This is a genomic window from Streptomyces sp. NPDC047043 (genome assembly GCF_040644055.1).
Lineage (GTDB): Bacteria > Actinomycetota > Actinomycetes > Streptomycetales > Streptomycetaceae > Streptomyces.
Genome location: NZ_JBEYVO010000028.1, coordinates 161,712 through 188,502, shown reverse-complemented (window position 1 = coordinate 188,502; position 26,791 = coordinate 161,712). Strand labels below are relative to the sequence as shown.

At 70.3% G+C, this 26,791-nt stretch carries 27 protein-coding genes; 12 read left to right on the top strand and 15 right to left on the bottom strand.

What is annotated here, in order from left to right; genetic code table 11:
- Positions 1–528: 528 nt before the first annotated feature.
- Positions 529–1,170, bottom strand: coding sequence for a DNA-3-methyladenine glycosylase (locus ABZ880_RS37520; protein WP_361272663.1), 642 nt, complete (start codon positions 1,168–1,170; stop codon positions 529–531).
- Positions 1,171–1,313: 143 nt separating this feature from the next.
- On the opposite strand from ABZ880_RS37520, the gene ABZ880_RS37515 reads away from it, so the two are divergent.
- From ABZ880_RS37515 to ABZ880_RS37505, 3 genes are all read left to right on the top strand, one after another.
- Positions 1,314–2,096 (top strand): sporulation protein, encoded by a 783-nt coding sequence (locus ABZ880_RS37515; protein WP_361272660.1) that lies wholly within the window; start codon positions 1,314–1,316, stop codon positions 2,094–2,096.
- Positions 2,097–2,140: 44 nt separating this feature from the next.
- Positions 2,141–2,680: a YbhB/YbcL family Raf kinase inhibitor-like protein gene (locus ABZ880_RS37510; RefSeq protein WP_361272658.1), complete on the top strand. Its 540-nt coding sequence runs from the start codon at positions 2,141–2,143 to the stop codon at positions 2,678–2,680.
- A gap of 143 nt (positions 2,681–2,823) precedes the next feature.
- Complete coding sequence (locus ABZ880_RS37505; protein WP_361272655.1) at positions 2,824–3,330, top strand: HNH endonuclease; 507 nt, start codon at positions 2,824–2,826, stop codon at positions 3,328–3,330.
- 66 nt (positions 3,331–3,396) lie between these two features.
- Here the strand turns inward: ABZ880_RS37505 and ABZ880_RS37500 are convergent, their stop codons facing one another.
- The 3 genes from ABZ880_RS37500 to ABZ880_RS37490 form a co-directional block, all read right to left on the bottom strand.
- Positions 3,397–4,341, bottom strand: a complete 945-nt coding sequence (locus tag ABZ880_RS37500; protein ID WP_361272652.1) for an SPFH domain-containing protein — start codon at positions 4,339–4,341, stop codon at positions 3,397–3,399.
- 131 nt (positions 4,342–4,472) lie between these two features.
- Positions 4,473–4,904, bottom strand: a complete 432-nt coding sequence (locus ABZ880_RS37495; RefSeq protein ID WP_361272650.1) for an NfeD family protein — start codon at positions 4,902–4,904, stop codon at positions 4,473–4,475.
- Positions 4,905–4,998: 94 nt separating this feature from the next.
- Positions 4,999–5,790, bottom strand: coding sequence for an ABC transporter ATP-binding protein (locus ABZ880_RS37490; RefSeq protein ID WP_361272647.1), 792 nt, complete (start codon positions 5,788–5,790; stop codon positions 4,999–5,001).
- Positions 5,791–5,930: 140 nt separating this feature from the next.
- On the opposite strand from ABZ880_RS37490, the gene ABZ880_RS37485 reads away from it, so the two are divergent.
- Complete coding sequence (locus ABZ880_RS37485; protein ID WP_361272644.1) at positions 5,931–6,719, top strand: hypothetical protein; 789 nt, start codon at positions 5,931–5,933, stop codon at positions 6,717–6,719.
- 123 nt (positions 6,720–6,842) lie between these two features.
- Here ABZ880_RS37485 and chpE read toward each other — a convergent pair whose 3' ends face one another.
- From chpE to ABZ880_RS37470, 3 genes are all read right to left on the bottom strand, one after another.
- Positions 6,843–7,088, bottom strand: coding sequence for a chaplin ChpE (gene chpE / locus ABZ880_RS37480; RefSeq protein WP_361272642.1), 246 nt, complete (start codon positions 7,086–7,088; stop codon positions 6,843–6,845).
- Positions 7,089–7,258: 170 nt separating this feature from the next.
- The gene (locus ABZ880_RS37475; protein WP_361272640.1) at positions 7,259–7,900 is read right to left on the bottom strand and encodes a response regulator transcription factor; all 642 of its coding nucleotides are present in this window, start codon (positions 7,898–7,900) and stop codon (positions 7,259–7,261) included.
- On the bottom strand, positions 7,893–9,071 hold the full coding sequence (locus ABZ880_RS37470) for a GAF domain-containing sensor histidine kinase (RefSeq protein WP_361272637.1): 1,179 nt from the start codon (positions 9,069–9,071) through the stop codon (positions 7,893–7,895). The genes ABZ880_RS37475 and ABZ880_RS37470 overlap by 8 nt, the downstream gene beginning before the upstream one ends.
- A 243-nt stretch (positions 9,072–9,314) precedes the next feature.
- On the opposite strand from ABZ880_RS37470, the gene ABZ880_RS37465 reads away from it, so the two are divergent.
- The 3 genes from ABZ880_RS37465 (at position 9,315) to ABZ880_RS37455 (ending at position 12,198) form a co-directional block, all read left to right on the top strand.
- Entirely contained in the window at positions 9,315–10,013 is a 699-nt protein-coding gene (locus ABZ880_RS37465; RefSeq protein ID WP_361272635.1) for an SDR family NAD(P)-dependent oxidoreductase, read from the top strand.
- Positions 10,010–11,131: an S-adenosylmethionine:tRNA ribosyltransferase-isomerase gene (locus ABZ880_RS37460; protein WP_361272631.1), complete on the top strand. Its 1,122-nt coding sequence runs from the start codon at positions 10,010–10,012 to the stop codon at positions 11,129–11,131. Before ABZ880_RS37465 ends, ABZ880_RS37460 begins: the two co-directional genes overlap by 4 nt.
- 299 nt (positions 11,132–11,430) lie before the next feature.
- Complete coding sequence (locus tag ABZ880_RS37455; RefSeq protein WP_361272628.1) at positions 11,431–12,198, top strand: transglycosylase SLT domain-containing protein; 768 nt, start codon at positions 11,431–11,433, stop codon at positions 12,196–12,198.
- 85 nt (positions 12,199–12,283) lie between these two features.
- Here ABZ880_RS37455 and ABZ880_RS37450 read toward each other — a convergent pair whose 3' ends face one another.
- The gene (locus ABZ880_RS37450) at positions 12,284–14,812 is read right to left on the bottom strand and encodes an FHA domain-containing protein (protein ID WP_361272626.1); all 2,529 of its coding nucleotides are present in this window, start codon (positions 14,810–14,812) and stop codon (positions 12,284–12,286) included.
- 240 nt (positions 14,813–15,052) lie between these two features.
- On the opposite strand from ABZ880_RS37450, the gene ABZ880_RS37445 reads away from it, so the two are divergent.
- Positions 15,053–16,984 (top strand): streptophobe family protein, encoded by a 1,932-nt coding sequence (locus ABZ880_RS37445; RefSeq protein WP_361272624.1) that lies wholly within the window; start codon positions 15,053–15,055, stop codon positions 16,982–16,984.
- Between the two features lie 132 nt (positions 16,985–17,116).
- Entirely contained in the window at positions 17,117–18,343 is a 1,227-nt protein-coding gene (gene serB, locus ABZ880_RS37440; protein ID WP_361272621.1) for a phosphoserine phosphatase SerB, read from the top strand.
- A gap of 69 nt (positions 18,344–18,412) precedes the next feature.
- Here serB and ABZ880_RS37435 read toward each other — a convergent pair whose 3' ends face one another.
- From ABZ880_RS37435 to ABZ880_RS37420, 4 genes are all read right to left on the bottom strand, one after another.
- On the bottom strand, positions 18,413–18,931 hold the full coding sequence (locus tag ABZ880_RS37435; RefSeq protein WP_361272618.1) for a histidine phosphatase family protein: 519 nt from the start codon (positions 18,929–18,931) through the stop codon (positions 18,413–18,415).
- Between the two features lie 65 nt (positions 18,932–18,996).
- Positions 18,997–19,203, bottom strand: a complete 207-nt coding sequence (locus ABZ880_RS37430) for a hypothetical protein (protein WP_361272615.1) — start codon at positions 19,201–19,203, stop codon at positions 18,997–18,999.
- Positions 19,204–19,396: 193 nt separating this feature from the next.
- Complete coding sequence (locus ABZ880_RS37425; RefSeq protein WP_105974872.1) at positions 19,397–19,513, bottom strand: SGM_5486 family transporter-associated protein; 117 nt, start codon at positions 19,511–19,513, stop codon at positions 19,397–19,399.
- Positions 19,514–19,556: 43 nt separating this feature from the next.
- A complete protein-coding gene (locus ABZ880_RS37420) occupies positions 19,557–20,855 on the bottom strand; it encodes a CynX/NimT family MFS transporter (protein ID WP_361272612.1) in 1,299 nt (432 codons plus the stop codon).
- A 70-nt stretch (positions 20,856–20,925) separates the two neighbouring features.
- Between ABZ880_RS37420 and ABZ880_RS37415 the strand changes: the two genes are divergently transcribed.
- Positions 20,926–21,615: a FadR/GntR family transcriptional regulator gene (locus ABZ880_RS37415; protein WP_361272609.1), complete on the top strand. Its 690-nt coding sequence runs from the start codon at positions 20,926–20,928 to the stop codon at positions 21,613–21,615.
- Here the strand turns inward: ABZ880_RS37415 and ABZ880_RS37410 are convergent.
- The 3 genes from ABZ880_RS37410 to fabG form a co-directional block, all read right to left on the bottom strand.
- Positions 21,596–21,943: a hypothetical protein gene (locus ABZ880_RS37410; protein ID WP_361272606.1), complete on the bottom strand. Its 348-nt coding sequence runs from the start codon at positions 21,941–21,943 to the stop codon at positions 21,596–21,598. The two genes, ABZ880_RS37415 and ABZ880_RS37410, sit on opposite strands and share 20 nt — an antisense overlap.
- A 172-nt stretch (positions 21,944–22,115) precedes the next feature.
- Complete coding sequence (gene fabI, locus ABZ880_RS37405) at positions 22,116–22,883, bottom strand: enoyl-ACP reductase FabI (protein WP_361272603.1); 768 nt, start codon at positions 22,881–22,883, stop codon at positions 22,116–22,118.
- A gap of 5 nt (positions 22,884–22,888) precedes the next feature.
- On the bottom strand, positions 22,889–23,593 hold the full coding sequence (gene fabG, locus ABZ880_RS37400) for a 3-oxoacyl-[acyl-carrier-protein] reductase (RefSeq protein WP_361272601.1): 705 nt from the start codon (positions 23,591–23,593) through the stop codon (positions 22,889–22,891).
- Between the two features lie 250 nt (positions 23,594–23,843).
- On the opposite strand from fabG, the gene ABZ880_RS37395 reads away from it, so the two are divergent.
- Positions 23,844–25,367, top strand: coding sequence for a TldD/PmbA family protein (locus tag ABZ880_RS37395; protein WP_361272599.1), 1,524 nt, complete (start codon positions 23,844–23,846; stop codon positions 25,365–25,367).
- The gene (locus ABZ880_RS37390) at positions 25,364–26,758 is read left to right on the top strand and encodes a metallopeptidase TldD-related protein (RefSeq protein WP_361272596.1); all 1,395 of its coding nucleotides are present in this window, start codon (positions 25,364–25,366) and stop codon (positions 26,756–26,758) included. Before ABZ880_RS37395 ends, ABZ880_RS37390 begins: the two co-directional genes overlap by 4 nt.
- Positions 26,759–26,791 lie beyond the last annotated feature (33 nt).

Here is a 26,791-nt window from a genome sequence, read left to right as displayed (position 1 = left end):
GTCCTGAGCCAGGATCAAACTCTCCGTGAATGTTTACCGGTAATCCGGTCGAACACCACGAGAGCGGAACCGCCGGGCGGAATAAGCCCGGCCGTCCACAGCGTCCTCGCTGTGTTGTTTCAAAGGAACCTCGCCCCAACCGGTGATCCGGCCGGAGACGGGGTATCAACTAATCTGGCGTTGATTTTTGGCACGCTGTTGAGTTCTCAAGGAACGGACGCTTCCTTCGTACTCACCCTCGCGGGCTTTCCTCCGGGCGCTTCCCTTCGGTCTTGCGTTTCCGACTCTATCAGATCCTTTCGGGCCTGATTCCCAGTCGGCGGGGGCTTTCGACATTCACTACGTTAGCCGATTTCCCCGGCAGCTCATAATCGAGTTCCGCGAGTTTGAATTCAGGCATGCAGGCATGACGAATTCGCCCCCGCTGAGGGGTGATCGTAGGTAGTGGTTTGGCCGCTTCCGGCTGCTGGCGATTGCCGTACCCGGTTCAAGCGGCTCGGGCTACGTTACGCACCTTCCAAGGGCGAGTCAACTTGAGCGACGCCTCGGTGCATGGGCCCGATAAGGGCTCACCGTCGGGTCATTGGCGATCCAGAAGCGCCATGGGTGAACGCCCCCGTCGCCGGCCACTCCGGTGCGGGGACCGTTGCGTACCTGGTCGGGGGCGATGGGAGTGCCCGTAAGGATCCGGAGGGGGGTGTCCCCGGGGGCGCATGCGTCCGTGCCGTCCAGGGCCCGGTCCACCCCCAGGGCCGTGGCCAGGCGTGCCGGTCCTTTGGCCAGTTCCTTGTCGTTTCGGGCCGAGAGTCGACGTTTACGAGCGAGTTCGGCGCCCTCGACGACCTCGCCGGCCCGGAGCAGGACCGCGCTCGCCTGCCCGTCGGGGCCGCACACCAGGTTCATGCAGAACCACATGCCGTAGGTGAAGTAGACGTAGACGTGTCCGGGGGGACCGAACATCACGCCGTTGCGGGCCGTGGGGCCGCGATAGGCGTGGGAGCCGGGGTCGTTCGGGCCGTCGTAGGCCTCGACCTCTGTGAGTCTGAGGGCGATCTGACCGTCCGGAGTGGTGCGGAGGAGGATGCGGCCAAGGAGGTCCGGGGCGACTTCCAGGACGGGGCGGTCGAAGAAGGTCCTTGGGAGGGGCGTACGGTCCGAGGGCGCGATCATGGCGTCCGAGGGTAGTCCAGTCGGGTGTGGGCCAAAGGGTGGTCAAGGATCCGTCTGCTTGCCAGGGTGAGGATGCGGAACCGGCCACCGCCGGATCGCGTTTGTAGGGATCAGGGATCCATACGTAGGTAAGAGGGAGTGACATGGCGTTCAAGAAGCTGCTCGCGAGCCTGGGGGCCGGCGGGGCTTCGGTCGAGACGGTGCTGACCGAGGTCAACGTTGTTCCGGGTGGCGTCGTCCAGGGGGAGGTGCGGATCCAGGGCGGGTCCGTGAACCAGGACATCGAGGGCCTGTCGGTCGGGCTGCAGGCCAAGGTCGAGGTCGAGAGCGGTGACGAGGAGTACAAGCAGAACATCGAGTTCACCAAGGTGAGTCTCGGTGGGGCCTTCGAGCTGCAGGCGGGTGCCGTGCACGCCGTGCCGTTCGGGCTCGAGATCCCGTGGGAGACGCCGGTCACGATGATCGACGGGCAGGCGCTGCGCGGGATGAACATCGGGGTGACCACGGAGCTGGCGATCGCGCGAGCCGTGGACTCCGGTGACCTGGACCCGATCAACGTGCACCCGCTGCCGGCGCAGAAGGCCATCCTGGACGCCTTCATCCAGCTCGGCTTCCGCTTCAAGAACGCGGACATGGAGCGCGGTCACATCCGGGGTACGCGGCAGAGGCTGCCGTTCTACCAGGAGATCGAGTTCTACCCGCCGTCGCAGTACCGGGGTCTCAACCAGGTCGAGTTGAGCTTCGTGGCCGACGAGCACGCCATGGACGTCGTCCTGGAGATGGACAAGAAGCCGGGGCTGTTCAGCGAGGGCAGTGACACCTTCCGGTCGTTCCAGGTGGGTCAGCACGACTTCCACGGGACCGACTGGGCGGCTTACCTCAACCAGTGGCTGTCCGAGGTCGGCAGCAAGCGCAACTGGTTCTAGGCTCGGGAACTGGTGATTCCAGTAACCGATCAGGAGGTACCGAGGTGACCGAGCTCAAGCGGCGGCCGCTCCCCCACGACTTCCATCCGCCCGTGCCGTCGTTCACGGTCGCGAGCGAGGACGTCCAGGAGGGCGCGACGCTCAGGGACGCTCAGGTCTACGCGGCCGGCAACACCTCGCCGCAGCTGCGGTGGGAGGGCTTCCCCGCCGGGACCAAGAGCTTCGCCGTGACCTGCTACGACCCGGACGCCCCCACGGGCAGCGGGTTCTGGCACTGGTCCGTGTTCGACATCCCGGCCTCGGTGACCGAGCTGCCGACGGGTGCGGGCAGCGGCAAGTTCGAGGGGCTGCCCGAGGGCGCCGTGCAGGTGCGCAACGACTACGGGACCAAGGAGTTCGGCGGAGCCGCTCCGCCGCCCGGGGACGGTCCGCACCGGTACGTGTTCACGGTGTACGCCGTGGATCAGGAGAAGCTGGGGCCGGACTCCGATGCCTCTCCGGCCGTTGTCGGTTTCAATCTGCGGTTCCACGCGATCGCGCGTGCCCAGCTGGTCGCCGAGTACGAAGTGCCTGCGAAAGACTGACGTTCATTGAACGTTTGCCCGCCTCTGGTCTTGGAATTGATCAGGGGCGGGCAGTTTTTATTGCGTTGTCCATCTCGGCGTGCCCGGCCAGAGTTGATCCAAGCCCGCCAGGGGGTGGGCCGATTGCACGGGAGGTGGGCGGGATGCGGGACACGCTGGTACTGAACGCGAGCTTCGAGCCGCTGTCGACGGTGACGTTGAATCGAGCCGTCGTTCTGGTGCTGCAGGACAAGGCCGTTGTCGAGCAGGCCCACCCCGAACTGCGCATGCGCGGAGCCGCGGTCGACATACCCGTGCCCCGGGTGATCAGACTGTGCAGGTACGTGCGGGTGCCGTTCCGAAGACAAGCTCCGTGGTCGAGGCGGGGTGTTCTGGTCAGGGACCGGCACCGGTGCGCGTACTGCGGTCGCCGGGCGACCACCGTGGACCACGTGGTGCCCCGGGCTCAGGGTGGTAGGGACTCGTGGCTGAACACGGTGGCCTCGTGCGCGGAGGACAACCACCGCAAGGCGGACCGGACTCCGGAGCAGGCGGGTATGCCGCTGCTGCGGCAGCCGTTCGAGCCCACACCGCAGGATGCGATGCTGCTGGCGCTGGGCGCCGAGGACTTCGAGGCGCTGCCGGATTGGCTGGCCCAGCCCGCCGCCTAGGCCGTACGTAGAACTGGGGCCCACCTCCCGACGGAGGTGGGCCCCAGTGTCGTACAGGAGACGTCGTCAGTCGATCGACGGCTTCTCTCGGCGTTCCGGGGCCTTCTCCGCGCCTCCGCCGCCTGAATTGCCGCCGAACGGGCCGAAGTTGCCCATCGCACCGGAGAGGCCCTTGAGGGCGTCGCCGATTTCGCTGGGGACGATCCAGAGCTTGTTGGCGTCGCCCTCGGCGATCTTCGGGAGCATCTGGAGGTACTGGTAGCTGAGCAGCTTCTGGTCGGGGTCGCCGGCGTGGATGGACTCGAAGACCGTGCGGATCGCCTGGGCCTCGCCCTCGGCGCGCAGGGCGGCGGCCTTGGCCTCACCCTCGGCGCGCAGGATCTGGGACTGCTTCTCACCTTCGGCGGTGAGGATGGCGGCCTGGCGCGTACCTTCCGCGGTGAGGATCGCGGCGCGCTTGTCACGGTCGGCGCGCATCTGCTTCTCCATCGAGTCCTGGATGGAGGTGGGCGGCTCGATCGCCTTCAGTTCCACGCGGTTGACGCGGATGCCCCACTTGCCGGTGGCCTCGTCGAGGACGCCGCGCAGGGCCGCGTTGATCTCCTCGCGGGAGGTCAGGGTCCGCTCGAGGTCCATGCCACCGATGATGTTGCGGAGCGTGGTGACGGTGAGCTGCTCAATTGCCTGGATGTAGCTGGCGACTTCGTATGTCGCTGCCCGGGCGTCGGTCACCTGGTAGTAGATGACGGTGTCGATGTTGACGACCAGGTTGTCCTGGGTGATCACCGGCTGGGGCGGGAACGGCACGACCTGTTCACGCAGGTCGATGCGGTTACGAATGGTGTCTATGAACGGGACGACGATGTTGAGGCCCGCGTTGAGTGTCCGCGTATAGCGGCCGAAGCGCTCGACGATGGCGGCGCTGGCCTGTGGGATGACTTGGATTGTCCTGATCAGGGCGATGAAGACCAACACCACCAGAATGATCAGGACGATGATGACCGGTTCCATCGTCGTTCCCCGTACCCTTCTCCGCCTCGGCGCTTTCGGAAGATCTTATGGTTGTTGAAGATCTTGCTGGTCGAGTCTGACAGACCGTCGCACAACTCGTGGGCTGTTCGGTTCAGTTGAGTCCTGCGAGGTCAGATGACGATCGCGGTGGCCCCCTCGATCTCCACGACGTCCACCTCTTGCCCTACTTCGTAGGCGCGGCCGGTGTCGAGCGCGCGCGCCGACCAGACCTCTCCGCCCAGCTTGATTCGGCCGCCGGAGCCGTCCACACGCTCCAGTACGACGGCCTGCTTGCCCTTCAACGCCTCCACGCCGGTGGCGAGTTGGGGGCGTTGCGCGCTGTGTCGGGCCGCGATGGGCCGGACGACGGCGATGAGGGCGACCGAGACGACGACGAAGGCGAGTACCTGGGCCACGGCCCCGAAGCCCAGTCCGGCCAAGACCGCGGCGGCGACGGCGCCCACCGCGAGCATCCCGAACTCCGGCATCGCCGTGACCACGAGCGGGATTCCGAGCGCCGCCGCGCCGACCAGCCACCACACCCATGCGTCGATGTCGTTCACATGGTCATGGTAGGACCGCGGGTCCTGCCTCGGACAGGGCGCGATGCGGCCGGGACGGGCTTCTTACCCGGGTTTTCGCGCGGGCTTCACAAGGTCAGGACAGCGGCAGGCCCTGGGCGGTCCAGCGGTCGCCGACCTGTTCGACGACGAGCGGGAGGCCGAAGCAGAGGGAGAGGTTGCGGGAGGTGAGCTCGAGCTCCAGCGGGCCGGCGGCGAGGACCTTGCCCTGACGGATCATCAGGACGTGGGTGAAGCCGGGGGCGATCTCCTCGACGTGGTGGGTGACCATGATCATCGAGGGGGCGATCGGGTCGCGGGCGAGACGGCCGAGTCGACGGACGAGGTCCTCGCGGCCGCCGAGGTCGAGGCCGGCGGCGGGCTCGTCGAGGAGGAGGAGCTCGGGGTCGGTCATCAGGGCGCGGGCGATGAGGGTGCGCTTGCGCTCGCCCTCGGAGAGGGTGCCGAACTTGCGGTCCACGTACTCCGTCATACCGAGGCGGTCGAGGAAGGCGCGGGCGCGCTGCTCGTCGACGTCCTCGTACTCCTCCTGCCAGCCGGCGGTCATGCCGTACGCGGCGGTCAGTACGGTCTGCAGGACGGTCTGGCGCTTGGGGAGCTTGTCGGCCATGGCGATGCCGGCCATGCCGATACGCGGGCGCAGCTCGAAGACGTCGACCTTGCCGAGGGTGTCGCCGAGGATGGTGGCGGTGCCGCTGCTGGGGAAGAGGTAGCTGGAGGCGACGTTCAGGAGGGTGGTCTTGCCGGCGCCGTTCGGGCCGAGGATGACCCAGCGCTCGCCCTCCTTGACCGACCAGGAGACCTGGTCCACCAGAGCCCGGCCCTCACGGACCACGGATACGTCCTGAAGCTCCAGAACATCGCTCATGAGCGCGTTGTCTCCCCTTGCAGTGTGACCGGTCTCGGCGTCTCGGCTGTCGCGTGCGCGCTTTCGGGCGCAGCCCTCGATGAAATCTACGCCACCGGTCGGCCGGCCCATTCCATCGGTCCGGTCCTTAGGGTGGGGGCATGCTCTCGGAACCGCGTTCAGGACGCCTTGCCGCTTGGGGAAACGCCCTTTTGGCCGGACTTGTCTCGCCGGACGACGCCGTGCTCGCGATCGTCGGGGACGATGCCGTGCACCGCGTGGAGGGGCTGCCCGGTGAGTCTGCGCCTGTCGGGCTCACGCTCGCGCTGGGCCGGCTGCGGGCGCTCGGCGTCGCGGGGCTGCGCGTCGCGCTGCCCGCGCCGGGGCATCCGCTGGGCCTGAGCGGGCCGCCGGAGTTCAACGCGCGGGCGATGGACGCCGAAGAGGCGGTGATCTGTCACGGCGCCGCGCTCGGGCTGGTTCCGGAGGTGCACGAGGCCGGGCCCGAGGGCGATGTGCATGTCGAGGTGGTGTGGCACTGTCTGCCGGTGCGGGAGGCTCCGCCGGCCGATGTGCCCTCGCTCGGTGAGGCCGAGCGGGAGTTGGCGGAGGCGCTGCGGGAGGCGACGGAGGTGCTGTCGCGGTTGGACGTCGCCGGGTCGGGGCCGGTGGCGGAGGCGGCGATCGACGCGTACCGGGCGCGGGCCGAGCGGGGGCGGGAGGTGCTGGCGCCGGGGTATCCGCCGCGGGCGGTGCGGGTGCTGGAGCTGGCGCAGCGGGTGGGGCTGCTGATCTCCCTCGCCTACGACAACGGGCACGGGGCGGCGGTGAGTGCCGGGGAGATGGGGGCGCGGGCGCAGGCGCTGCGGCCGGTGGAACGGACGGCTCGGCGGGCGCAGGTGGCTGCGTTCAACGCGTATGTGGAGGAGCGGGAGCGGGGCGTTCGGTGAGCGGGGGGAGGTGAGTGCTGCCGCCCAGGGGCTGTCCGGCGGATCGGGCCGCCGGGGCCGGACGCGGAAAGGCCCCGCCGGTCGCTGGTGACTGCGGGGCCTCTCGTGGACAGGGTGCCGACGTCAGCGGTTGACGCCCAGGTTGCCGAAGGCGGGGTTCAGCACGCCGACGACGTTCACGCTGTTGCCCACGGCGTTCACCGGGATGTGCACCGGGGCCTGGACGAGGTTGCCCGAGACGATGCCGGGCGAGCCCACGGCGGTGCCGTCGGCGTGCGCGCCGTTGGTGGCGGAGGCCATTCCGGCGCCCGCGGCGAGCAGACCGCCGGCCACCATCGTCACGGCCGCTGCCTTCTTGAGGTTCTTCACTTCTTGCCCCTCCTAGTGACTGCCGCGGCTGTTCGCCGCAGCACGTACTGAAGAACGGCGGAGATCCACGGAGGATGCGCCATCCGGGGGACATTCCCACGACGGTATGAATCTCAGTCCGGAACGGAACCCTCCGTATTGCCGGACCGTACCGGCGTCTTCGGCGCGTTTCAGCCGGTCACGCCGTGGCGTACGGCCCACAGCGCCGCCTGTGTGCGGTCCGCCAGGTCGAGCTTCATCAGGATGTTCGAGACGTGGGTCTTCACGGTTTTCTCGGAGAGGACGAGGGCGCGTGCGATCTCGCGGTTGGAGCGGCCGTCCGCTATCAGGCCGAGCACCTCGCGCTCCCGGTCGGTGAGCGAACCTGCTCTGCCCTGGCCCGAGTTGGCCTCCTCCTGGGACAACAGGGCGCCCGCCACCTCGGGTTGGAGCAGGATGTGCCCGGCGTGCACGGAGCGGATGGCCCCGGCGAGCGCGTCGGGGTCCACGTCCTTGTAGACGTAACCGGCGGCGCCCGCGCGCAGGGCCGGGACCACCGTGCGCTGTTCGGTGAAGCTGGTGACGATCAGCACGCGCGCGGGGTTGTCGAGTTCGCGGAGCTTGCGCAGGGCGTCGACGCCGTCCATGCCGGGCATCTTGACGTCCATCAGGACGACGTCGGGCTTCAACTCCTCGGCGCGGGCGACCCCTTCGGCGCCGTCGGCCGCCTCGCCCACGACCTCGATGTCGTCCTGCACCTCGAGGAAGGTGCGCAGGCCGCGCCGGACCACCTGGTGGTCGTCGACGAGCAGCACCTTGATTGCGTCAGCCACCGGGGACCTCCATCTCGATCGTGGTGCCCTTCCCGGGCGCCGATTCCACTGTCAGCGTGCCGCCGACCCCGCTCGCGCGGTCACGCATGGACACCAGGCCCAGGTGGCGTCCGGCTCGTCGTATCGACTGCGGGTCGAAACCGCTGCCGTCGTCCGTGACGCGCAGGACCGCGGCGGTTCCGCGCCGGGCCAGGGCCACGTCCACATGTTCCGCGCCGGAGTGCCGCAGGGCGTTGTGCAGGGCCTCCTGGGCGACGCGCAGGAGGGCTTCCTCCTGGGCGGCGGGCAGGGCGCGCACTCCGCAGCTGTGGAAGGCCACGCGCGCGGTGTGGGCGCGGTCGAGGACCTGGATCTGGGTGCGCAGAGTGTTGACCAGGCCGTCCTCGTCGAGGGCCGCGGGGCGCAACTCGACGACGGCGGCGCGCAGTTCGTCGGTGGCTTCGGCGGCGAGCGCGGCCACCTGCTGCAGTTCGCCCTTGGCACGGGACGGGTCGCGGTCCACCAGGGCGGCGGCTGCCTGGGCGGTCAGGCGCAGGGAGAAGAGCTTCTGGCTGACCGCGTCGTGCAGTTCGTGCGCAAGGCGGGAGCGCTCCTCGGCGATGGTCAGCTCGCGGCTGCGCTCGTACAGGCGGGCGTTGGTGAGAGCGATCGCGGCGTGCTGGGCGAGGATGGAGAGCAGTTCCTCGTCCTCCTCGGTGAAGCCGCAACCGCCTTCTGGCTTCGAGCGCGGGGGGTGTGGGGGAGTTCCCCCCACAGGACGCAGCTTGTTGGCCAGGAACAAGGCGCCGATGACCTCGTCGCCGTCCCGGATGGGCAGGCCCAGGAAGTCGGACATGTCGGGGTGGGCGGACGGCCAGCCCTCGAAGCGGGGGTCCTGGCGTACATCGGCAAGGCGCTCGACCTTGGCCTCCTGCAGCATCGCGGCGAGGATGCCGTGCTGGCGCGGGAGCGGGCCGATGGCCTTCCACTGCTCGTCGCTGACCCCGTCGACCACGAACTGGGCGAAGCCGCCGTGGTCGTCGGGGACGCCGAGGGCGGCGTACTGCGCGCTGAGCAGCTCGCGGGCCGAGGCGACGATCGTCTTGAGGACGTCGCGCACCTCGAGATGCCTGCTCATGGCCAGCAACGCGGAGCTCACCGCGGCGAGGCCGGACCGGGGGCCTTGACTCATGTCCTCAAGGTACCGGCGGGGTACGACAACCCGGATCGGACCAGTGGCGGCGCGACCCCGGCCGGTGGGCCTAGGGCCGGCGACCTAGTCCCGGGGCCCCGGACGGGCGGCGTAGGCCGAAGTGACCCGCTGTTCTGGGGCCCGCGTCCGAGGCGGACGGGGCCGTCCCCTTCCTACGTTGATCTCACCCGCCGGTCCGAGAAACGACGCAGGCGGAGAGACGGTGACGAGGGGACGGTTGTCATGCCCGTAGCGATCATCACGGGGGCCTCGAAGGGGCTGGGGCGGGCGCTCGCCGAGGCGCTGGCCGGGCGGGGCTGGGATCTGGTGCTCGACGCCAGAACCGAGGGGGTGCTCACGGAGACGGCCGCGGCGGTGTCCGCGCACGGCACGCGCGTGACGGCGCTGCCCGGGGACGTCACGGACGCCGGGCACCGGTCCGAGCTGGTGGCGGCGGCGTGGAAGCTGGGCGGCCTCGATCTGCTGGTGAACAACGCGAGCGCGCTGGGCGCCGAGCCGCTCGTACGGCTGGAGGGGCTGCCCCTGGAGGGGCTCAGGCGGGCGCTGGAGGTGAACGTGGTGGCCGCGCTGGGCCTGGTCCAGGAGGCGCTGCCGCTGCTGCGGGCGTCCGGGGCGGCCGCGGTCGTCGCGGTCAGCTCGGACGCGGCTGCCGAAGCCTACGAGACCTGGGGCGGCTACGGGGCGTCGAAGGCGGCCCTCGACCACCTTGCGGCGGTGCTCGGCGAGGAGGAGCCCGGGCTGCGGGTCTGGGCGGTCGACCCGGGCGACATGGCCACGGACTTGTACAAGGCGGCCGTACCGGACGACGGCGATCCGCGGCCGGCGCCGGCGAGTGTCGTGCCGGCGTTCCTGCGGCTGCTGGACGAGCGGCCGGCGAGCGGGCGCTACTCGGCTCCCTCGCTGCTGGTGGAGGGGCGATGACGCTGGCGATGGGGGTCCCCCCGCGCGAGCCTGTTCGAGCGTGGGGGAGGGTGCCCGAGGAACTGTCCGCCGGCATCCCGGTCGAGCAGCGCGGGCCCGGGCTCGACCGGGATGCCGTACGGCTGCTCGTTTCGCGTGGGGCCGAGGTGTCGCATCACGCGTTCGTGGAGCTGCCGCGGCTGCTGCGGGCCGGGGATCTGCTCGTGGTGAACACCTCGTCCACGCTCGCGGCCGCCGTGGACGGGCGGGTCGGGCACGCGCGCGTGGTGGTGCATTTCTCCACGCGCGGGGACGACGGGCGATGGGCCGTCGAGCTGCGGGAACCGGACGGGAGGGGAACCACGCGCGCGCGTACGGGCGGGCCCGCGGGGACGCAGGTGCGACTGCCGGGTGGTGTGCGGCTGGTGCTGGAGGAGCCGCTGAGCGCGTGCGGAGAGCGGCTGTGGTGGGCGCGGGCGTCCGGGGCCGAGGTCCTCGGGATGCTGCGGGAGCACGGGCGGCCCATTCGCTACTCCTATACGGAGCGGGACCAGCCGCTGTCCGCGTACCAGACGGTGTTCGCGCTGCCCTCCGCCGACGGGGCGGGCAGTGCGGAGATGCCGAGTGCGGCGCGGCCCTTCACCGCGCGGCTGGTGGCGGAGCTGGTGAGCCGGGGTGTGCAGTTCGCGCCGATCACGCTGCACACGGGGGTGGCCTCGGCAGAGGTGCACGAGCCGCCGTATCCGGAGCGGTTCTCGGTGCCGGAGGCATCGGCTCGGCTGATCAACGCCGTGAAGGCCGGGGACGGCCGGGTCGTGGCGGTCGGGACGACGGCCGTGCGGGCCGTGGAGTCGGCGGCCGGCGCCGATGGCGTCGTACGCGCGCGTGAAGGGTGGACGGACCTCGTGGTCACCCCGGAGCGCGGGGTGCGGGCGGTGGACGGACTGCTGACCGGGCTGCACGAGCCGGAGGCCTCGCATCTGCTGATGCTGGAGGCCGTCGGCGGGCGGGCCGCGGTGGACCGCAGCTACGAGGAGGCGCTGCGCGGGCTCTATCTGTGGCACGAGTTCGGAGACGTCCACCTCATCCTCCCGAAGGAGGATCCTCACTCAGAGGATTGCTCCAGCAACTGTTGGTGAGAGTGTTACGTGCTCGATGTGAGCCCACGCATAGGGTGCAGGTCACATACGAAGTTCGGTAGGAGATAGAGGCTCCCGTTTTGAGCGGGGCAGACGTTCCAGTCTGCCCCGATTTGCCCTTCCCGTCTCCACTATCCGGGATCGTACGTCACACCTTTGCCTGCCCGTTTTGCGGCCGCTAAGAATGGCTGCCGTCGCTCAGCGCCGCGGGTTCCCACCGCGGCGTTTGTGCGGGAAGGACCCGTGTCCCCCGCCGGACAGAGAGCGACCTCCGCGCTATTCGAAGAGGTCCGTCTGCCATGCCCAAGAACACCAACGCTCGCCGTCTCAGTCGCTCGCTGACCCGCCACCACAAGATCGGGATCGCCGGCGTCGCCACCCTCGGTGCGGCCGCCATCGCGTTCTCCGCGGTTCCCAGCAACGCCGACACGACCACGAACGAGGCCTCCGTCTCCACGGCCGCGGTGGTGTACGGCAACGAGCAGATCAAGGACGTCAAGGCCAGCGTCACCGACCAGCTCGCCGGTGCCAGCGTGAAGGCCGAGCAGATAGCGGCCAAGAAGAAGGCCGCCGCCGCGAAGAAAGCCGCCGCCGCGAAGAAGGCCGCCGCCGAGGCCGCCGCGAAGAAGAAGGCCGCCGCCGCTGCCGCCGCCAAGCGGAAGGCCGCCGCGGCACGCAAGGCGAAGGAGGCCGCGAGCCGGGCCGCCAAGCGTGCCGCGATCAAGCCGGTCGCCGCCAAGACGTACGCGAACAACCTCGACGGCTGGATCAGGCAGTCCCTGGACATCATGAAGTCCAAGGGCATACCGGGGTCCTACAACGGCCTGTACAAAAACATCATGCGGGAGTCCTCGGGCAACCCGAACGCCATCAACGACTGGGACATCAACGCCATCAACGGCATCCCGTCGAAGGGCCTGCTGCAGGTGATCCCGCCGACCTTCAGCGCGTACCACGTGGCCGGCACGTCCTGGAACATCTACGACCCGGTCGCCAACATCACCGCCGCCGCCAACTACGCGGCCGACAGGTACGGCTCGATCGACAACGTCAACAGCGCGTACTGAGGTCGGCGCGGACCTCTGCACGTGAACGCCGAAGGGCGGCACCTCCTGACGGGTGCCGCCCTTCGGGGTCGTGGTGGAAGCCGGACTACTTGCGCATGACCTCGGGCTCGTGGCGGCGCAGGAAGCGGGCCACGAAGAAGGCGCAGATCACACCGAGCGCGATCAGGGCGATCATGTCCATGCTCCAGGCGGCCGCGGTGTGCTCCCACAGCGGATCGTTGGGCTTGCCCTTGCCGGGCGGGCTGATCCGGTTGAAGTCCAGCGTGGCGCCCGCGGCGGCGACCGCCCAGCGCGAGGGCATCAGGTACGAGACCTGGTTGACGCCGATCGCGCCGTTCAGGGCGAAGAGGCAGCCGGTGAAGACGACCTGGACGATCGCGAACATGACCAGGAGCGGCATGGTCTTCTCGGCGGTCTTCACCAGCGCCGAGATGATCAGGCCGAACATCATCGAAGTGAAGCCGAGGGCCATGACCGGGATGGAGAGCTCGAGGAGCGTGAGGTTGCCGAGGACCACGCCCTCCTTGGGGATCGTCCGGCTGGCGAAGCCGATCATGCCGACCATCAGGCCCTGCAGCACCGTGACGAAGCCGAGCACGAAGACCTTGGACATCAGGTACGCGGACCGCGACAGGCCGGTCGCGCGCTCCCGCTCGTAGATGACCCGTTCCTTGATCAGTTCACGGACGGAGTTCGCGGCGCCGGCGAAGCAGGCGCCGACCGCGAGGATCAGCAGGACCGTGGTGGCCGTGCCGTTCGGGACGGGCTGGCCGGTCGTCGGGTTGATCTCCGTGTTGACCAGCAGGTCCTTGCCGGAGTCGATGAGCAGGCTCACCGAGCCGAGGACGAGCGGCAGGATCACCGTCAGGGCGAGGAAACCCTTGTCGGAGGCGATGACCGAGACGTAGCGGCGCACCAGAGTGCCGAACTGGCTCATCCAGCCCTGTGGCTTCGGCGGCTTCATCGCCTGCATCGGAGGCATCTGTACGGACTGCGGCGCAACGGCGTCGATGTCCGCGGCGTACATCTGGTAGTGCTGCGAGCCCTTCCAGCGTCCAGCCCAGTCGTAGTCGCGGTAGTTCTCGAAGGCGGAGAAGACGTCGGCCCAGGTGTCGTAGCCGAAGAAGTTCAGGGCCTCCTCCGGCGGGCCGAAGTAGGCGACCGCGCCGCCCGGCGCCATCACCAGGAGCTTGTCGCAGATCGCGAGCTCGGCCACGGAGTGCGTGACGACGAGGACGGTGCGGCCGTCGTCGGCGAGGCCGCGCAGCAGCTGCATGACGTCGCGGTCCATGCCCGGGTCGAGGCCGGAGGTCGGCTCGTCGAGGAAGATCAGCGACGGCTTGGTGAGGAGCTCCAGGGCCACCGAGACGCGCTTGCGCTGGCCGCCGGAGAGGGAGGTGACCTTCTTCTCCTTGTGGATGTCCAGCTTCAGCTCGCGCAGCACCTCGTCGATGCGGTTCTCGCGCTCCTGTGCCGTGGTGTCGGCGGGGAAGCGCAGCTTGGCCGCGTACTTGAGGGCCTTCTTGACGGTCAGCTCCTTGTGCAGGATGTCGTCCTGCGGGACCAGACCGATGCGCTGGCGCAGCTCGGCGAACTGCTTGTACAGGTTCCGGTTGTCGTAGAGGACATCGCCCTGGTTGGCGGGCCGGTAGCCGGTGAGCGCCTTGAGCAGGGTCGACTTGCCGGAGCCGGACGGGCCGATGACGGCGATCAGCGACTTCTCCGGGACGCCGAAGGAGACGTCCTTCAGGATCTGCTTGCCGCCGTCGACCGTGACGGTCAGGTGGCGGGCCGAGAAGGAGACCTCACCGGTGTCGACGAACTCCTCGAGGCGGTCGCCGACCAGGCGGAACGTGGAGTGGCCGACGCCGACGATGTCGTTCGGGCCGAGCAGCGCCGAGCCGCCCTTGGGGATCGGCTGGCCGTTGACGAACGTGCCGTTGTGCGAGCCCAGGTCGCGGATCTCGCAGCGGCCGTCGGGCGTGGCGTGGAACTCGGCGTGGTGCCGGGAGACCTGCAGGTCGGAGACGACCAGCTCGTTCTCCAGGGCACGGCCGATGCGCATCACGCGGCCGAGCGAGAACTGGTGGAAGGTGGTCGGGCTGCGGTCGCCGTAGACCGGCGGCGCCCCCGCGCCACCACCGGGGCCCTGCTGCGGCGGGATGTGCGCGGCCGCCTGCTGCGGCGGCGCCTGCTGCGGCTGTTGCCAGCCGGCCTGCGGGGCGGCCTGCTGCGGCGGCGCCTGCTGTGCCCAGCCGGGGGCCGCGCCCTGGGCGGCGTACGGCTGCTGCTGGGGCTGGGCCTGCGGCGCGGCCACGGCGGCCTGACCGGAGACGGTCACGCGCGGGCCGTCGGTCGCGTTGCCGAGGTTGACCGCCGTGCCGGGGCCGATCTCCATCTGATGGATCCGCTGGCCCTGCACGAAGGTTCCGTTGGTGGAGCCGTGGTCCTCGATGACCCAACTGCGGCCGCCCCAGCTGATCGTGGCATGACGCCAGGACACTCTGGCGTCGTCGAGCACGATGTCGCCCTGCGGATCGCGTCCGAGGGTGTACGGCCTGGACGGATCGAGCGTCCAGGTGCGTCCATTCAATTCCAGTACGAGTTCCGGCACTCCATGCCCCACTGAGTAGTCCCCCGAGTTACCCCCATCACAGGGAGTCTAGGGATGTCGAACATCGTCGGGAACTATTTCAGGCTCCGCCCCCTGACCGAAAGTCGGGCCTTGTGAAGACCACGCACGTGCGCTTCGACTGGTTCCGTTGACGGGGTTGAAACCGACCCGGAGAGTGGGTAATCCACGCGAGGGGGACATGCGCGGCGTCCGGCCGCGCCGCGGATCGGGGGGTCTGCCATGAGCGCGTCGTCGAGTGTCGAGACCGCGTACAAAGGCACGCGCGGCACAAGGGTGCCGTGGGGAGACGTCCTGCTGTCCGCGATCGCCGCCGTGAGCTGGGCGTTGATAGGCATGGCGGGCACGGCTGCGCTCGGCCTGCATCTGCTGGAGGCCGACGCGTCGGGCTCGCTGGGGCCGATGACCGCTGCTGTGGTGGCACTTGGGGCGGGTGGTTCGGTCACGCCGTCCGGCGATGTGTCGGCATTCGGCCTGAAAGGCGCGGAGGCGCACACGGCCGTCACGATCACGCCACTGGGTGTCGGCCTGGTCGGAGCGCTGCTGTTGTCGTGGTTCTTCCTACGGTCCTTGCGTGCGGCGGGAGTTGTGATCGAACCGGCCGAACTGCTCGCCCGCGCGGGCGCGGTGGTCGCGCTGTTCGTGGCGACGCTGGGCGGGCTGGCGTGGGCGGGGCACGACGTCATCACGATCGACGGGGCCTCACTGGGCCTCGACAAGCTGCCCGGCGGCGGAGGCGGGGGCGGCGGGGTCAGCATCCCGGGCCTGGGCGACATCGGGGACATCGGCGGGCTGCTGCCCGACAACATCGGCAACCTCATCGACGCGAAGGCGGCGGTCGGCTTCACCGTCGACACGGCGCCCACGCTGCTGGGCGGCCTCGGCTGGTCGGCCGGCGTCCTGCTGATCGCCCTGCTGGCCTCGCGCCGCACTCCCCTGCCGCGCGGCTGGGACGCCGTGCACCGCGTCGTACGGCCGGCCGCGTCCGCCCTCGTGACGGTGCTGCTGGTGACGGTGGCGGCCGGGTTCGCGGCCGCGGCGTACGCGGCGATCGGCGACGAACATCCCAAGCGGATCTTCGGCGCGGCCCTGCTGGGCGCACCGAACGGCACCTGGCTGGGCATCCCGATCGGCCTGTTCGTGCCGTTCGACGGCAGGGCGACCGGCGTACTGACCAAGTTCCTGCCGGACCCCCTGGACGATCTGCTCACCGCCAAGACCGACCAGTCGGTGACGCTGGGACGGCTGGCGGACCTGGACGGGCGGGTGTGGCTGCTGGCGGTGGCGGCGGCACTGATGATGCTGCTGGCGGGCGTGCTGACGGCGGTACGGACACCGGTCGGCGCGGCAGGGGCTTCCGGGGGGATACGGCCTCCGGGTGCCCTCGGGTTCGCCGGGAGGTGTGCGCTGCGGCTGGGGATCGTCACGGCACTGACGCTGCCGCTGCTCGCCTGGCTGACCGAGGTGTCGGTGGACGCCTCGTTGTCGGTGCTGGGCTTCGACGCGTTCGGCGCCGGGATCGAGCTGCACGGGCACCTCGGCATGGCGTTGCTGCTCGGCGCCGTGTGGGGCGCGGGGATGGGAGCCGTCGGCGCGCTGCTGGCGTGGGCGGCCGGCGCGGCGGGGCGGCGGGCGGCACCGCCGGCACTGAGGGCTGCGGCGGGGATGCCGGGGAGTGCCGCGTATCCGCAGTACGCGCGCGATTCCGGGGCCGGGATGCCCGCGGGCGAGGCGGGGGCGCCCGGCGGTGCGTCGGGGCCGTACACGCCCAGTGCGCCGTACCGGGCGCCGAACCCCGCCACCAATCCGTATCTGCAGCTGCCGGACGAGCTGCGGGAGCCGGAGGACGCCCGACCGCCGGACCGGGGGCGGCCGGGGCGGGGCGCGCCGCCGGACGAAGCCGCGCGACGGCCCGGGCGCTCGGGGCAGCCGTCCGACGATGCTCGGGACTCCGGCGACGCGCAGCCGCCCACCTCGGGCAACAGCGACATGTACGGCGCGCCGACGGTGGCCCGACCGATCGGCGGCCCGCCTCCGCGATCCCCCCGGCTGCCTCCCCGCAGGCGATCCGGAAACCGCCGGTCCGCACCCGACGAGGGCCCGCCTCCGCCCCAGCCGCCGCCTCCACCGGGGAGGCCGAAGGGGCAGGGGTGACCCGGGCGGCTCCGGAGGCGGGCGTGGCCGGCCCGTAAGCCCTCGGCCACCCGTCCGACACCCACTGTTCCGTGTCCGCTAGGCGGACCGCGGCGGCGGTAGGCACTGGGTGCCGGATACGGTGGGTACACCATGAGCGCTTCGCAGACCCCGCCCTCCGACGTGTCCTCTGACGTCCCCACCCTCCTCGTCAAGATCTTCGGCAAGGACAGGCCGGGCATCACGGCCGGCCTCTTCGACACCCTCGCCGCCTACTCCGTCGACGTGGTCGACATCGAGCAGGTCGTCACCCGTGGCCGGCTCACGCTGTGCGCGCTCGTGACGCCGCCGCCCGCCGGGCTCGAAGGGGATCTGCGGGCCACCGTCCACAGCTGGGCGGAGTCGATGAAGATGCAGGCGGAGATCATCTCCGGGCGCGGCGACAACCGCCCCCGCGGCCTCGGACGCTCACTGGTCACCGTTCTCGGTCATCCGCTCACGGCGGAGGCGACCGCCCGGATCGCTGCGAAGATCGCCAAGGTCGGCGGCAACATCGACCGGATCTTCCGCCTCGCCAAGTACCCCGTCACAGCGGTCGAGTTCGCGGTGTCCGGCGTCGAGACCGAGCCGCTGCGCACCGCCCTGGTGACGGACGCGGCGGCACTGGGTGTCGATGTCGCGGTCGTCGCGGCGGGGCTGCACCGGCGCGCGCAGCGGCTCGTGGTCATGGACGTCGACTCGACGCTCATCCAGGACGAGGTGATCGAGCTCTTCGCCGCGCACGCCGGCTGCGAGGACAAGGTCGCCGAGGTGACCGCGGCCGCGATGCGCGGTGAGCTGGACTTCGAGCAGTCGCTGCACGCGCGCGTGGCGCTTCTGGAGGGGCTCGACGCGTCCGTGGTGGACAAGGTGCGCAGTGAGGTGCGGCTGACGCCGGGCGCGCGCACGCTGATCCGCACGCTGAAGCGGCTCGGCTACCAAGTCGGCGTCGTCTCCGGCGGGTTCACCCAGGTCACCGACGATCTCAAGGAGCGGCTCGGGCTCGACTTCGCCCAGGCCAACACCCTGGAGATCGTCGACGGGAAGCTGACCGGCAGGGTCACCGGGGAGATCGTGGACCGCGCGGGCAAGGCGCGGCTGCTGCGCCGCTTCGCTGCCGAGGCGGGCGTACCGCTCGCCCAGACCGTGGCGATCGGCGACGGCGCCAATGACCTGGACATGCTCAACGCGGCCGGCCTCGGTGTCGCCTTCAACGCCAAGCCTGTCGTACGGGAGGCGGCGCACACCGCGGTGAACGTGCCGTTCCTGGACACGGTCCTGTACCTGCTGGGCGTCACCCGCGAAGAGGTCGAGGCGGCGGACACGCACGACGAGGTGTAGGCGCAGGACGAAAAGACGTCGAGGGGCCCGGTACCGGGGTGGTGCCGGGCCCTCGCTCGTCGTGTCGGGTTACTCGGTCGGCGCCCAGTAGTCGAGGAGCGTGGCCACGCCCGGCTCCAGCGTCTTCCAGGGGCCGTCGAAGGACAGCACGGCGAAGGCGGCGGCCGGGAAGCCGCGGCGGCTCATCCGCTCGCGGGCGTCGCCCTCGGCGGCGCCGGCCAGGATGTCGGCGAGGCCCTGCACACCCGGGTTGTGGCCGATCAGGATGACGTTCTGCGCGTCGTCGGGTGTCTCGTTGAGCAGCGCGATCAGCTCGCCGGGCGAGGCCTCGTAGATCCGCTCCTCGTAGACGGTTTTCGGCCGGTGCGGGAACTCGTGGACGGCCAGCTTCCACGTCTCGCGGGTACGGATCGCGGTGGAGCAGAGGGCCAGATCGAAGGGGATACCGGTGTCGGCCAGCCTGCGTCCGGCGACTGCGGCGTCCGTACGGCCCCGCTCGGCGAGGGGGCGCTCGTGGTCGGTCACCTGTGGCCAGTCGGCTTTCGCATGCCGGAAGAGGACGATCCTGCGGGGTTCTGCGACGCTCATGTGACCCAGCTTCGCATGAAACAGGCCATGGGGCGCAGGGAGTTGACTGGCGTCCGAACCGGTGCTCAGCGGGCCATGAGCTGGTGTGCGCGCTCGAAGAGGTGGGTGATCGCCGGGTCGCCCGCCGCCGCCTGCGCGTCCGACGGGTTCAGCATCAGTGCAAGGAGCACGATGAAGGCGAGCGTCGGAAGGGCGAGGGCCCACCAGGGCAGCCGGATGTCGACGCCGCCCGTGGTCGCCGGGTGGGGCCGGGTGTGCGTAGGGGCCGACATGGGTGCCTCCGCTGGACTTCGAGTGGTCGGTGGTCCGCCGCTCGCGGCCACACTTCGAAGGTACGGAAACCGGGTCTCTCAACCCATCCGGAGATCCACCCAGTTGACCCTGACACTCACCCCCTAGGGGATGGTGGGGCTAGCCCCACCATCGGCCCGGTCGTCGGGCGTCAGGACGCGGCGCGCTCGGGTGTCACGGCGAGGCGATCGTCGCGATGACGGCGATGATCACGAAGATGGCGAAGAACGAGCCGAAGACGAGCAGCATCTTCTTCTGGCCGTTCTGGGGGTTCGGATCGAGCACTGGCATACGGCAAGTCTCGCACCCCGCGCGCATGCGGGTTCGGCCGGGGTCAGCGGGCCGCCTCCTCCTCCACCGTGCGGTTGCGGCCCGCCAGCACGCCGACGACCATCTGCGGGACCATCAGCGCGGCCATGAGCGCGATGGGCAGGCCCCAGCCCCCGCTGTGCTGGTAGAGCACGCCCACCAGGAGCGGGCCGGGGATGGAGATCAGATAGCCGGTGCTCTGCGCGAAGGCCGACAGCTGGGCGACGCCCGCGCCGGTCCTGGCCCGCATGCCGACCATCGTGAGGGCCAGTGGGAAGGCGCAGTTGGCGACGCCGAGCAGCAGCGCCCAGGCCCAGGCTCCGGCGGCCGGTGCGAGGTACAGACCGGCGTAACCGGCGAGGCCGCAGGCGCCGAGCGCGATCACGATCGGCCCCTGGTGCGGCAGCCTGGCGGCCACCCGCGGGATGACGAAGGCCAGCGGCACACCCATCACCATGGTGACGGCGAGCAGCAGCCCCGCGGTGCTCGCGGGCACGCCCGCGTCCCGGAAGATCTGCGCCATCCAGCCCATGGTGATGTAGGCGGCGGTCGCCTGGAGCCCGAAGAAGACGGCGAGCGCCCAGGCGGTACGGCTCCGGGTGATCCGCAGCGCGGGCGCCTCCACGCGCGCGTGCTCCCGCCGTGCGGCCGACTCCTCGGCGGGCCCGGCATCCCGTTGCCGTACGAACGGGATCCAGGGCAGTACGGCCCCCGCCGCGAGCCCCGCCCACACCGCGAGCCCCGACTGCCAACTGCCGCCCAGGACATCGGCCATGGGCACCGTCACCGCCGCCGCGGCCGCGGTGCCCAGGGCGAGTGCCATCGAGTAGAGGCCGGTCATGGAGCCGACCCGGTCCGGGAACCAGCGCTTCACGATGACCGGCATCAGGACGTTGCTGACGGCGATGCCCATGAGGGCGAGCGCGCTGGCGGCCAGGAAGCCGGCCGTGCTTCCGGTGTACGGCCGTATGAGCAGGCCCGCGGTGATGGCGACCATGCCCGCGCAGACGACCGCGCCCGGGCCGAAGCGGCGGGCCAGGCGCGGGGCCGTGACGCCGAAGAGGGCGAAGCAGAGCGGGGGCACTGAGGTGAGCAGTCCGGCCACGCTGCCGCTCATGCCGAGCCCGTCGCGGACCTCTTCGAGGAGCGCACCCAGGCTGGTGATGGCGGGGCGGAGGTTCAGGGCCGACAGCACGATGCCGACGACCAGCAGTCGCATCGTCCACGCGCGCGTGGCGGGTCGTCGGGGTTCGTCCGCGGCCGAGCTGCGCACGGGCTGGGACGTCGTCGTCCGGGTTTCCTCACTTGCCATGTCGCCCATCATAGAATCATGGGATGATTGGTTGTCCATCCCCGGGTCGGCCGCTCCCGCCCGTCTCGTGCGAAGGTGTGCCATGCCCCTGAGTCATCCGCGTCGTTCGGCCCTGTCCGAGCAGGTCATCGCCGCGCTTCGGCATCAGATCACCTCGGGCGAGTGGCCGGTCGGCTCGCGCATCCCCACGGAACCGGAGCTGGTCGAGCAGCTCGGCGTCGCCCGCAACACGGTGCGTGAGGCCGTCCGCGCGCTCGCGCACAACGGCCTGCTGGACATCCGTCAGGGCTCGGGCACGTACGTCGTGGCGACCAGTGAGCTGGCGGGCGTGATGCACCGCCGCTTCGCCGACGCGGATCCACGGCACATCGCGGAGCTGCGCTCCACGCTGGAGTCGGCCGCCGCCAGGCTGGCCGCCGCGCGGCGCACGGAGAAGGACCTCAAGCAGCTCGACGCGCTGCTGGTACGGCGCGAGGAGGCGTGGGAGTCGGGCGACACGGAGGCGTTCGTGACGGCGGACGCGACCTTCCACCTGGCGGTGGTGTCCGCGTCCCGCAACGACGTGATGACGGCGATGTACGCCGACCTGGGCGAGGTGCTGCGGGACTGGCTGCGCGAGGACGTCGGCGGGGAGCTGACGCCGGAGACGTACATGGAGCACACGAGCCTGGTCGACGCGATCCGCGCGGGCGACGCGGAGGCGGCCGGCGCGGCGGCGGCCAGCTATCCGTTCCTGTGCCGTCCCGGCCGGTTCACCGCTTCTGGTGATTGATCCACACCGAGCGGACTTCCTTCCAGCACCGTCCGGTGAGCCGTACGGTCAACGCCGGCCCGACGTCGACCGGGGTGCCGTCGGTGTCGATGTCCCACCAGCGGCTGCACTCGACGTGCAGGCTGACGTGATCGGTCTGTACATAGGGGTTGTGGCAGTACGCGGTCACATGGGACCCGGTGACCCTGGTGCGGCACTCGGCGCCGAAGGGCTGCGGGGAGGGCGGTTTACGGGCGTGCACGCGCGCGTGGGGCATCGCCTCGCACGGCAGGGACAGCACGAGAGCGACGGCGACGGTCGCTGAGGCCAGGCTGCGGAACAGGCGCACAAGGGGACCTCCTCGGCCGTGCTGGGGAGGGAATCGGGTGAACCCGTGATCCAGGGTGCGCAGTTGTGACCCGGCTCCGCCCGGCCGGATAGGCCGAACGGGGGACACGCCGAGGGCGCGCGCCCGGCAGGACGCGCGCCCTCGATCGTCGGTCAGACCCCAGGGGCGGTGATCACGCGCCGATGGCGTGCAGACCGCCGTCCACGTGGACGATCTCGCCCGTGGTCTTCGGGAACCAGTCGCTCAGCAGCGCGACGATGCCCTTGCCGGCCGGCTCCGGGTCCTTGAGGTCCCACTCCAGCGGGGAGCGGTTGTCCCACACGGAGGCCAGCTCGCTGAAGCCCGGGATGGACTTGGCGGCCATGGAGCCGATCGGGCCCGCGGAGACCAGGTTGCAGCGGATGTTCTGCTTGCCCAGGTCACGGGCGAGGTAGCGGCTGGTGGCCTCCAGGGCGGCCTTGGCCGGGCCCATCCAGTCGTACTGCGGCCACGCGAAGGACGCGTCGAAGGTGAGGCCGACGACCGAGCCGCCGTTCTGCATCAGCGGCAGGCAGGCCATGGTCAGCGACTTCAGGGAGTACGCCGAGACGTGCATGGCGGTGGCCACGGACTCGAACGGCGTGTTCAGGAAGTTGCCGCCGAGCGCGTCCTGCGGCGCGAAGCCGATGGAGTGCACGACGCCGTCGAGGCCGCCGAGCTCCTCGCCGACCAGGTCGGCCAGCCGGCCCAGGTGCTCGTCGTTGGTGACGTCGAGCTCGATGACCTTGGTGGGCTTCGGGAGCTTCCTGGCGATGCGCTCGGTCAGCGTGGGCCGCGGGAACGCGGTCAGGATGATCTCGGCGCCCTGCTCCTGGGCCAGCTTGGCGGCGTGGAAGGCGATGGAGGACTCCATCAGCACACCGGTGATCAGGACGCGCTTGCCCTCGAGGATTCCACTCATGGTGATCAGTGACCCATTCCCAGTCCGCCGTCAACGGGGATGACGGCTCCAGTGATGTACGAGGCGTCGTCGGAGGCGAGGAACCGCACCGTCGCGGCCACCTCCTCGGGCTGCGCGTAACGACCGAGCGGCACCGCGGACACGATGTTGGCGCGCTGCTCGTCGGTGAGCACCTTGGTCATGTCGGTGTCGACGAAGCCGGGCGCGACGACGTTGAAGGTGATGTTGCGCGAGCCCAGCTCACGGGCGAGGGAGCGCGCGAAGCCGACCAGGGCGGCCTTGGAGGCGGCGTAGTTGGCCTGGCCGGGACCGCCGTAGAGGCCGACGACCGAGGAGATGAGGACGACGCGGCCCTTCTTGGCGCGCAGCATGCCGCGGTTGGCGCGCTTGACCACGCGGAAGGTGCCGGTGAGGTTGGTGTCGAGGACGGACGTGAAGTCCTCCTCGGACATACGCATCAGGAGCTGGTCCTTGGTGATGCCGGCGTTGGCGATCAGGACCTCGACGGGGCCGTGCTCGGCCTCGATCTCCTTGTAGGCCTGCTCCACCTGCTCGGTGTCGGTGATGTCGCACTTGACGGCCAGGAAGCCGGCCGGCGGCTCCCCCGAGCGGTAAGTGATGGCGACCTTGTCGCCGGCGTCGGCGAATGCGCGGGCGATGGCGAGGCCGATGCCCCGGTTGCCTCCGGTGACGAGAACCGAGCGGCTCAACGGATCACCCTTTCGATAGCGGTCTGGTTCCCCCGCCCGAACACCTGGATGACAGGCGGCTTCCTCGAAAACCTATCGGTCCCGGCGCTCCGGCGGACAATCGGGCACCGACAGTGGCTTACGGGACTCGCTGTCGGATCCCTACAGAAAGTTGCCGACCGGGCTCGGAAACGTGTGGTCCGCCACCCGCTCGCCGCGACATGATCGGAGCAACCGCCGGTCACTGTCATGCCAACAGGAAGAGACGCAGGTGCCTCATACCATCGACGAAGCCTTCAGGGCACTTCCCCTACGCGCCCTCGCCGACGCCGCGCTGGCACGCGCGCGTGCGCTGGGCGCCGAGCACGCGGACTTCCGGTTGGAACGGGTCCGCAGTGCGTCCTGGCGGTTCCGGGACGCCAAGCCTGCCGGTTCGTCGGACACCACCGATCTCGGGTACGCGGTGCGGGTCGTGCACGGCGGCACATGGGGCTTCGCTTCCGGTGTCGACCTGACCCTCGACGCGGCCGCCAAGGTCGCCTCCCAGGCCGTCGCGATGGCGAAGCTGTCCGCCCAGGTGATCAAGGCCGCCGGGTCGGACGAGCGCGTGGAGCTCGCCGACGAGCCCGTGCACGCGGACCGGACGTGGATCTCGTCGTACGAGATCGATCCGTTCTCCGTGCCCGACGAGGAGAAGTCGGCACTGCTGGCGGACTGGAGCGCGCAGCTGCTCGCGGCGAACGGCGTCAACCATGTCGACGCCTCCCTGCTCACCGTCCACGAGAACAAGTTCTACGCCGACACGGCCGGGACCGTGACCACGCAGCAGCGCGTCCGGCTGCATCCGCAGCTCACGGCGGTGTCGGTCGACGATTCCAGCGGCGAGTTCGACTCGATGCGGACCATCGCGCCGCCCGTCGGACGCGGCTGGGAGTACCTCACCGGGACCGGCTGGGACTGGGAGAGCGAGCTCGAGCAGATCCCCGAGCTGCTCGCCGAGAAGATGCGGGCGCCGAGCGTCCAGGCGGGCCTGTACGACCTCGTCGTGGACCCCTCCAACCTGTGGCTGACCATTCACGAGTCCATCGGCCACGCCACCGAGCTGGACCGCGCGCTCGGCTACGAGGCCGCCTACGCCGGCACCTCCTTCGCCACCTTCGACCAGCTCGGCAAGCTCAGGTACGGCTCCGAGCTGATGAACGTCACCGGTGACCGCACGGCCGAGCACGGCCTCGCCACCATCGGCTACGACGACGAGGGCGTCGAGGGCCAGTCCTGGGACCTGGTGAAGGACGGCACCCTGGTCGGCTACCAGCTGGACCGGCGCATCGCGAAGCTGACCGGCTTCGAGCGCTCCAACGGGTGCGCCTTCGCGGACTCCCCCGGGCATGTGCCGGTGCAGCGCATGGCCAATGTGTCGCTGCAGCCGGACCCGGCCGGAATGGCGACCGAGGATCTGATCGGCGGGGTCGACCGCGGGATCTACGTCGTCGGCGACCGCTCCTGGTCCATCGACATGCAGCGCTACAACTTCCAGTTCACCGGCCAGCGGTTCTTCAAGATCGAGAACGGGCGGATCACGGGGCAGCTGCGGGACGTCGCGTACCAGGCGACGACGACCGACTTCTGGGGTTCGATGGCGGCCGTCGGTGGCCCGCAGACGTACGTCCTGGGCGGCGCCTTCAACTGCGGCAAGGCCCAGCCGGGCCAGGTCGCCGCCGTCTCGCACGGCTGCCCCTCCGCGCTCTTCAAGGGCGTCAACATCCTCAACACCACGCAGGAGGCCGGTCGATGAGCGCCCGCAGCAACAAGCCGCACGAGATCGTCGAGCGCGCGCTGGAGCTGTCCACCGCCGACGGCTGCGTCGTCATCGCCGACGAGCACTCGACCGCCAACCTGCGCTGGGCGGGCAACGCGCTCACCACGAACGGCGTGACGCGCGGGCGTACCCTCACCGTCGTCGCGACCGTCGACGGCAAGGAGGGCACGGCCTCCGGTGTCGTCTCGCGTTCGGCCGTGACGGTGGACGAGCTGGAGCCGCTGGTGCGGACGGCCGAGGCCGCGGCGCGCGGCGCGGGGCCCGCCGAGGACGCGCAGCCGCTGGTCACGGGCGTCGCGCAGTCGCCGGACTTCACGGACGCCCCGGCCGAGACCACCTCCGCGGTGTTCGCCGACTTCGCGCCCGCGCTCGGCGAGGCCTTCGCACGCGCGCGTGCGGGCGGCCGCGAGCTGTACGGCTTCGCCAACCACGAGCTGGTGTCGAGCTATATGGGTACGTCGACGGGACTGCGCCTGCGGCACGACCAGCCCAACGGGACGCTGGAACTCAACGCCAAGTCGCCGGACCGTACGCGCTCGGCGTGGGCCGGGCGGTCGACGCGGGACTTCAAGGACGTCGATCCGGCGGCGCTGGACGCGGAGCTCGCCGTACGCCTCGGCTGGGCGGAGCGGCGGATCGAGCTGCCGGCCGGACGGTACGAGACGCTGCTGCCGCCGACCGCCGTTTCCGACCTGCTGATCTACCAGCTGTGGTCGGCCTCGGGCCGGGATGCGGTCGAGGGGCGCACGGTGTTCTCGAAGCCGGGCGGCGGCACGCGCGTGGGCGACAAGCTCACCGAGCTGCCCCTGACGCTGCGCAGCGACCCGAACGAGCCGGGCCTGGAGTCGGCGCCCTTCGTGATCGCGCACTCCTCCGGCGGCGACCAGTCGGTGTTCGACAACGGCCTGCCGCTCACGGCCACCGAGTGGGTGCGCGGGGGCGAGCTCCAGCACCTGACCACCAGCCGGCACAGCGCGGGACTGACCGGGCTGCCGGTGGCTCCCGCGATCGACAACCTCATCCTGACCGGCGGCGACGACCGCTCCCTGGACGAGATGGTCGCGAACACCGAGCGCGGGCTGCTGCTGACCTGTCTCTGGTACATCCGCGAGGTCGACCCGGCCACGCTGCTGCTCACCGGTCTGACCAGGGACGGCGTCTACCTCGTCGAGAACGGCGAGGTGGCCGGCGAGGTGAACAACTTCCGGTTCAACGAGTCGCCGGTCGACCTGCTCGGGCGGGCCACCGAGGCCGGACGCACGGAAAAGACGCTGCCGCGGGAATGGAGCGACTGGTTCACTAGGGCTGCGATGCCCGCGCTGCGGGTGCCCGACTTCAATATGAGCTCTGTCAGTCAGGGCGTATAACCTCGTAGCCGGTAGTCGCTCGACTGCTCGAAG

Bases quoted from the DNA above. Each gene is read 5' to 3' on its own strand.
- ABZ880_RS37520 (WP_361272663.1), bottom strand. From the start codon at position 1,170: ATGATCGCGCCCTCGGACCGTACGCCCCTCCCAAGGACCTTCTTCGAC.
- ABZ880_RS37515 (WP_361272660.1), top strand. From the start codon at position 1,314: ATGGCGTTCAAGAAGCTGCTCGCGAGCCTGGGGGCCGGCGGGGCTTCG.
- ABZ880_RS37505 (WP_361272655.1), top strand. From the start codon at position 2,824: ATGCGGGACACGCTGGTACTGAACGCGAGCTTCGAGCCGCTGTCGACG.
- ABZ880_RS37500 (WP_361272652.1), bottom strand. From the start codon at position 4,341: ATGGAACCGGTCATCATCGTCCTGATCATTCTGGTGGTGTTGGTCTTC.
- ABZ880_RS37490 (WP_361272647.1), bottom strand. From the start codon at position 5,790: ATGAGCGATGTTCTGGAGCTTCAGGACGTATCCGTGGTCCGTGAGGGC.
- ABZ880_RS37485 (WP_361272644.1), top strand. From the start codon at position 5,931: ATGCTCTCGGAACCGCGTTCAGGACGCCTTGCCGCTTGGGGAAACGCC.
- ABZ880_RS37470 (WP_361272637.1), bottom strand. From the start codon at position 9,071: ATGAGTCAAGGCCCCCGGTCCGGCCTCGCCGCGGTGAGCTCCGCGTTG.
- ABZ880_RS37465 (WP_361272635.1), top strand. From the start codon at position 9,315: ATGCCCGTAGCGATCATCACGGGGGCCTCGAAGGGGCTGGGGCGGGCG.
- ABZ880_RS37460 (WP_361272631.1), top strand. From the start codon at position 10,010: ATGACGCTGGCGATGGGGGTCCCCCCGCGCGAGCCTGTTCGAGCGTGG.
- ABZ880_RS37455 (WP_361272628.1), top strand. From the start codon at position 11,431: ATGCCCAAGAACACCAACGCTCGCCGTCTCAGTCGCTCGCTGACCCGC.
- ABZ880_RS37445 (WP_361272624.1), top strand. From the start codon at position 15,053: ATGAGCGCGTCGTCGAGTGTCGAGACCGCGTACAAAGGCACGCGCGGC.
- serB (WP_361272621.1), top strand. From the start codon at position 17,117: ATGAGCGCTTCGCAGACCCCGCCCTCCGACGTGTCCTCTGACGTCCCC.
- ABZ880_RS37435 (WP_361272618.1), bottom strand. From the start codon at position 18,931: ATGAGCGTCGCAGAACCCCGCAGGATCGTCCTCTTCCGGCATGCGAAA.
- ABZ880_RS37430 (WP_361272615.1), bottom strand. From the start codon at position 19,203: ATGTCGGCCCCTACGCACACCCGGCCCCACCCGGCGACCACGGGCGGC.
- ABZ880_RS37425 (WP_105974872.1), bottom strand. From the start codon at position 19,513: ATGCCAGTGCTCGATCCGAACCCCCAGAACGGCCAGAAGAAGATGCTG.
- ABZ880_RS37420 (WP_361272612.1), bottom strand. From the start codon at position 20,855: ATGATGGGCGACATGGCAAGTGAGGAAACCCGGACGACGACGTCCCAG.
- ABZ880_RS37415 (WP_361272609.1), top strand. From the start codon at position 20,926: ATGCCCCTGAGTCATCCGCGTCGTTCGGCCCTGTCCGAGCAGGTCATC.
- fabI (WP_361272603.1), bottom strand. From the start codon at position 22,883: ATGAGTGGAATCCTCGAGGGCAAGCGCGTCCTGATCACCGGTGTGCTG.
- ABZ880_RS37390 (WP_361272596.1), top strand. From the start codon at position 25,364: ATGAGCGCCCGCAGCAACAAGCCGCACGAGATCGTCGAGCGCGCGCTG.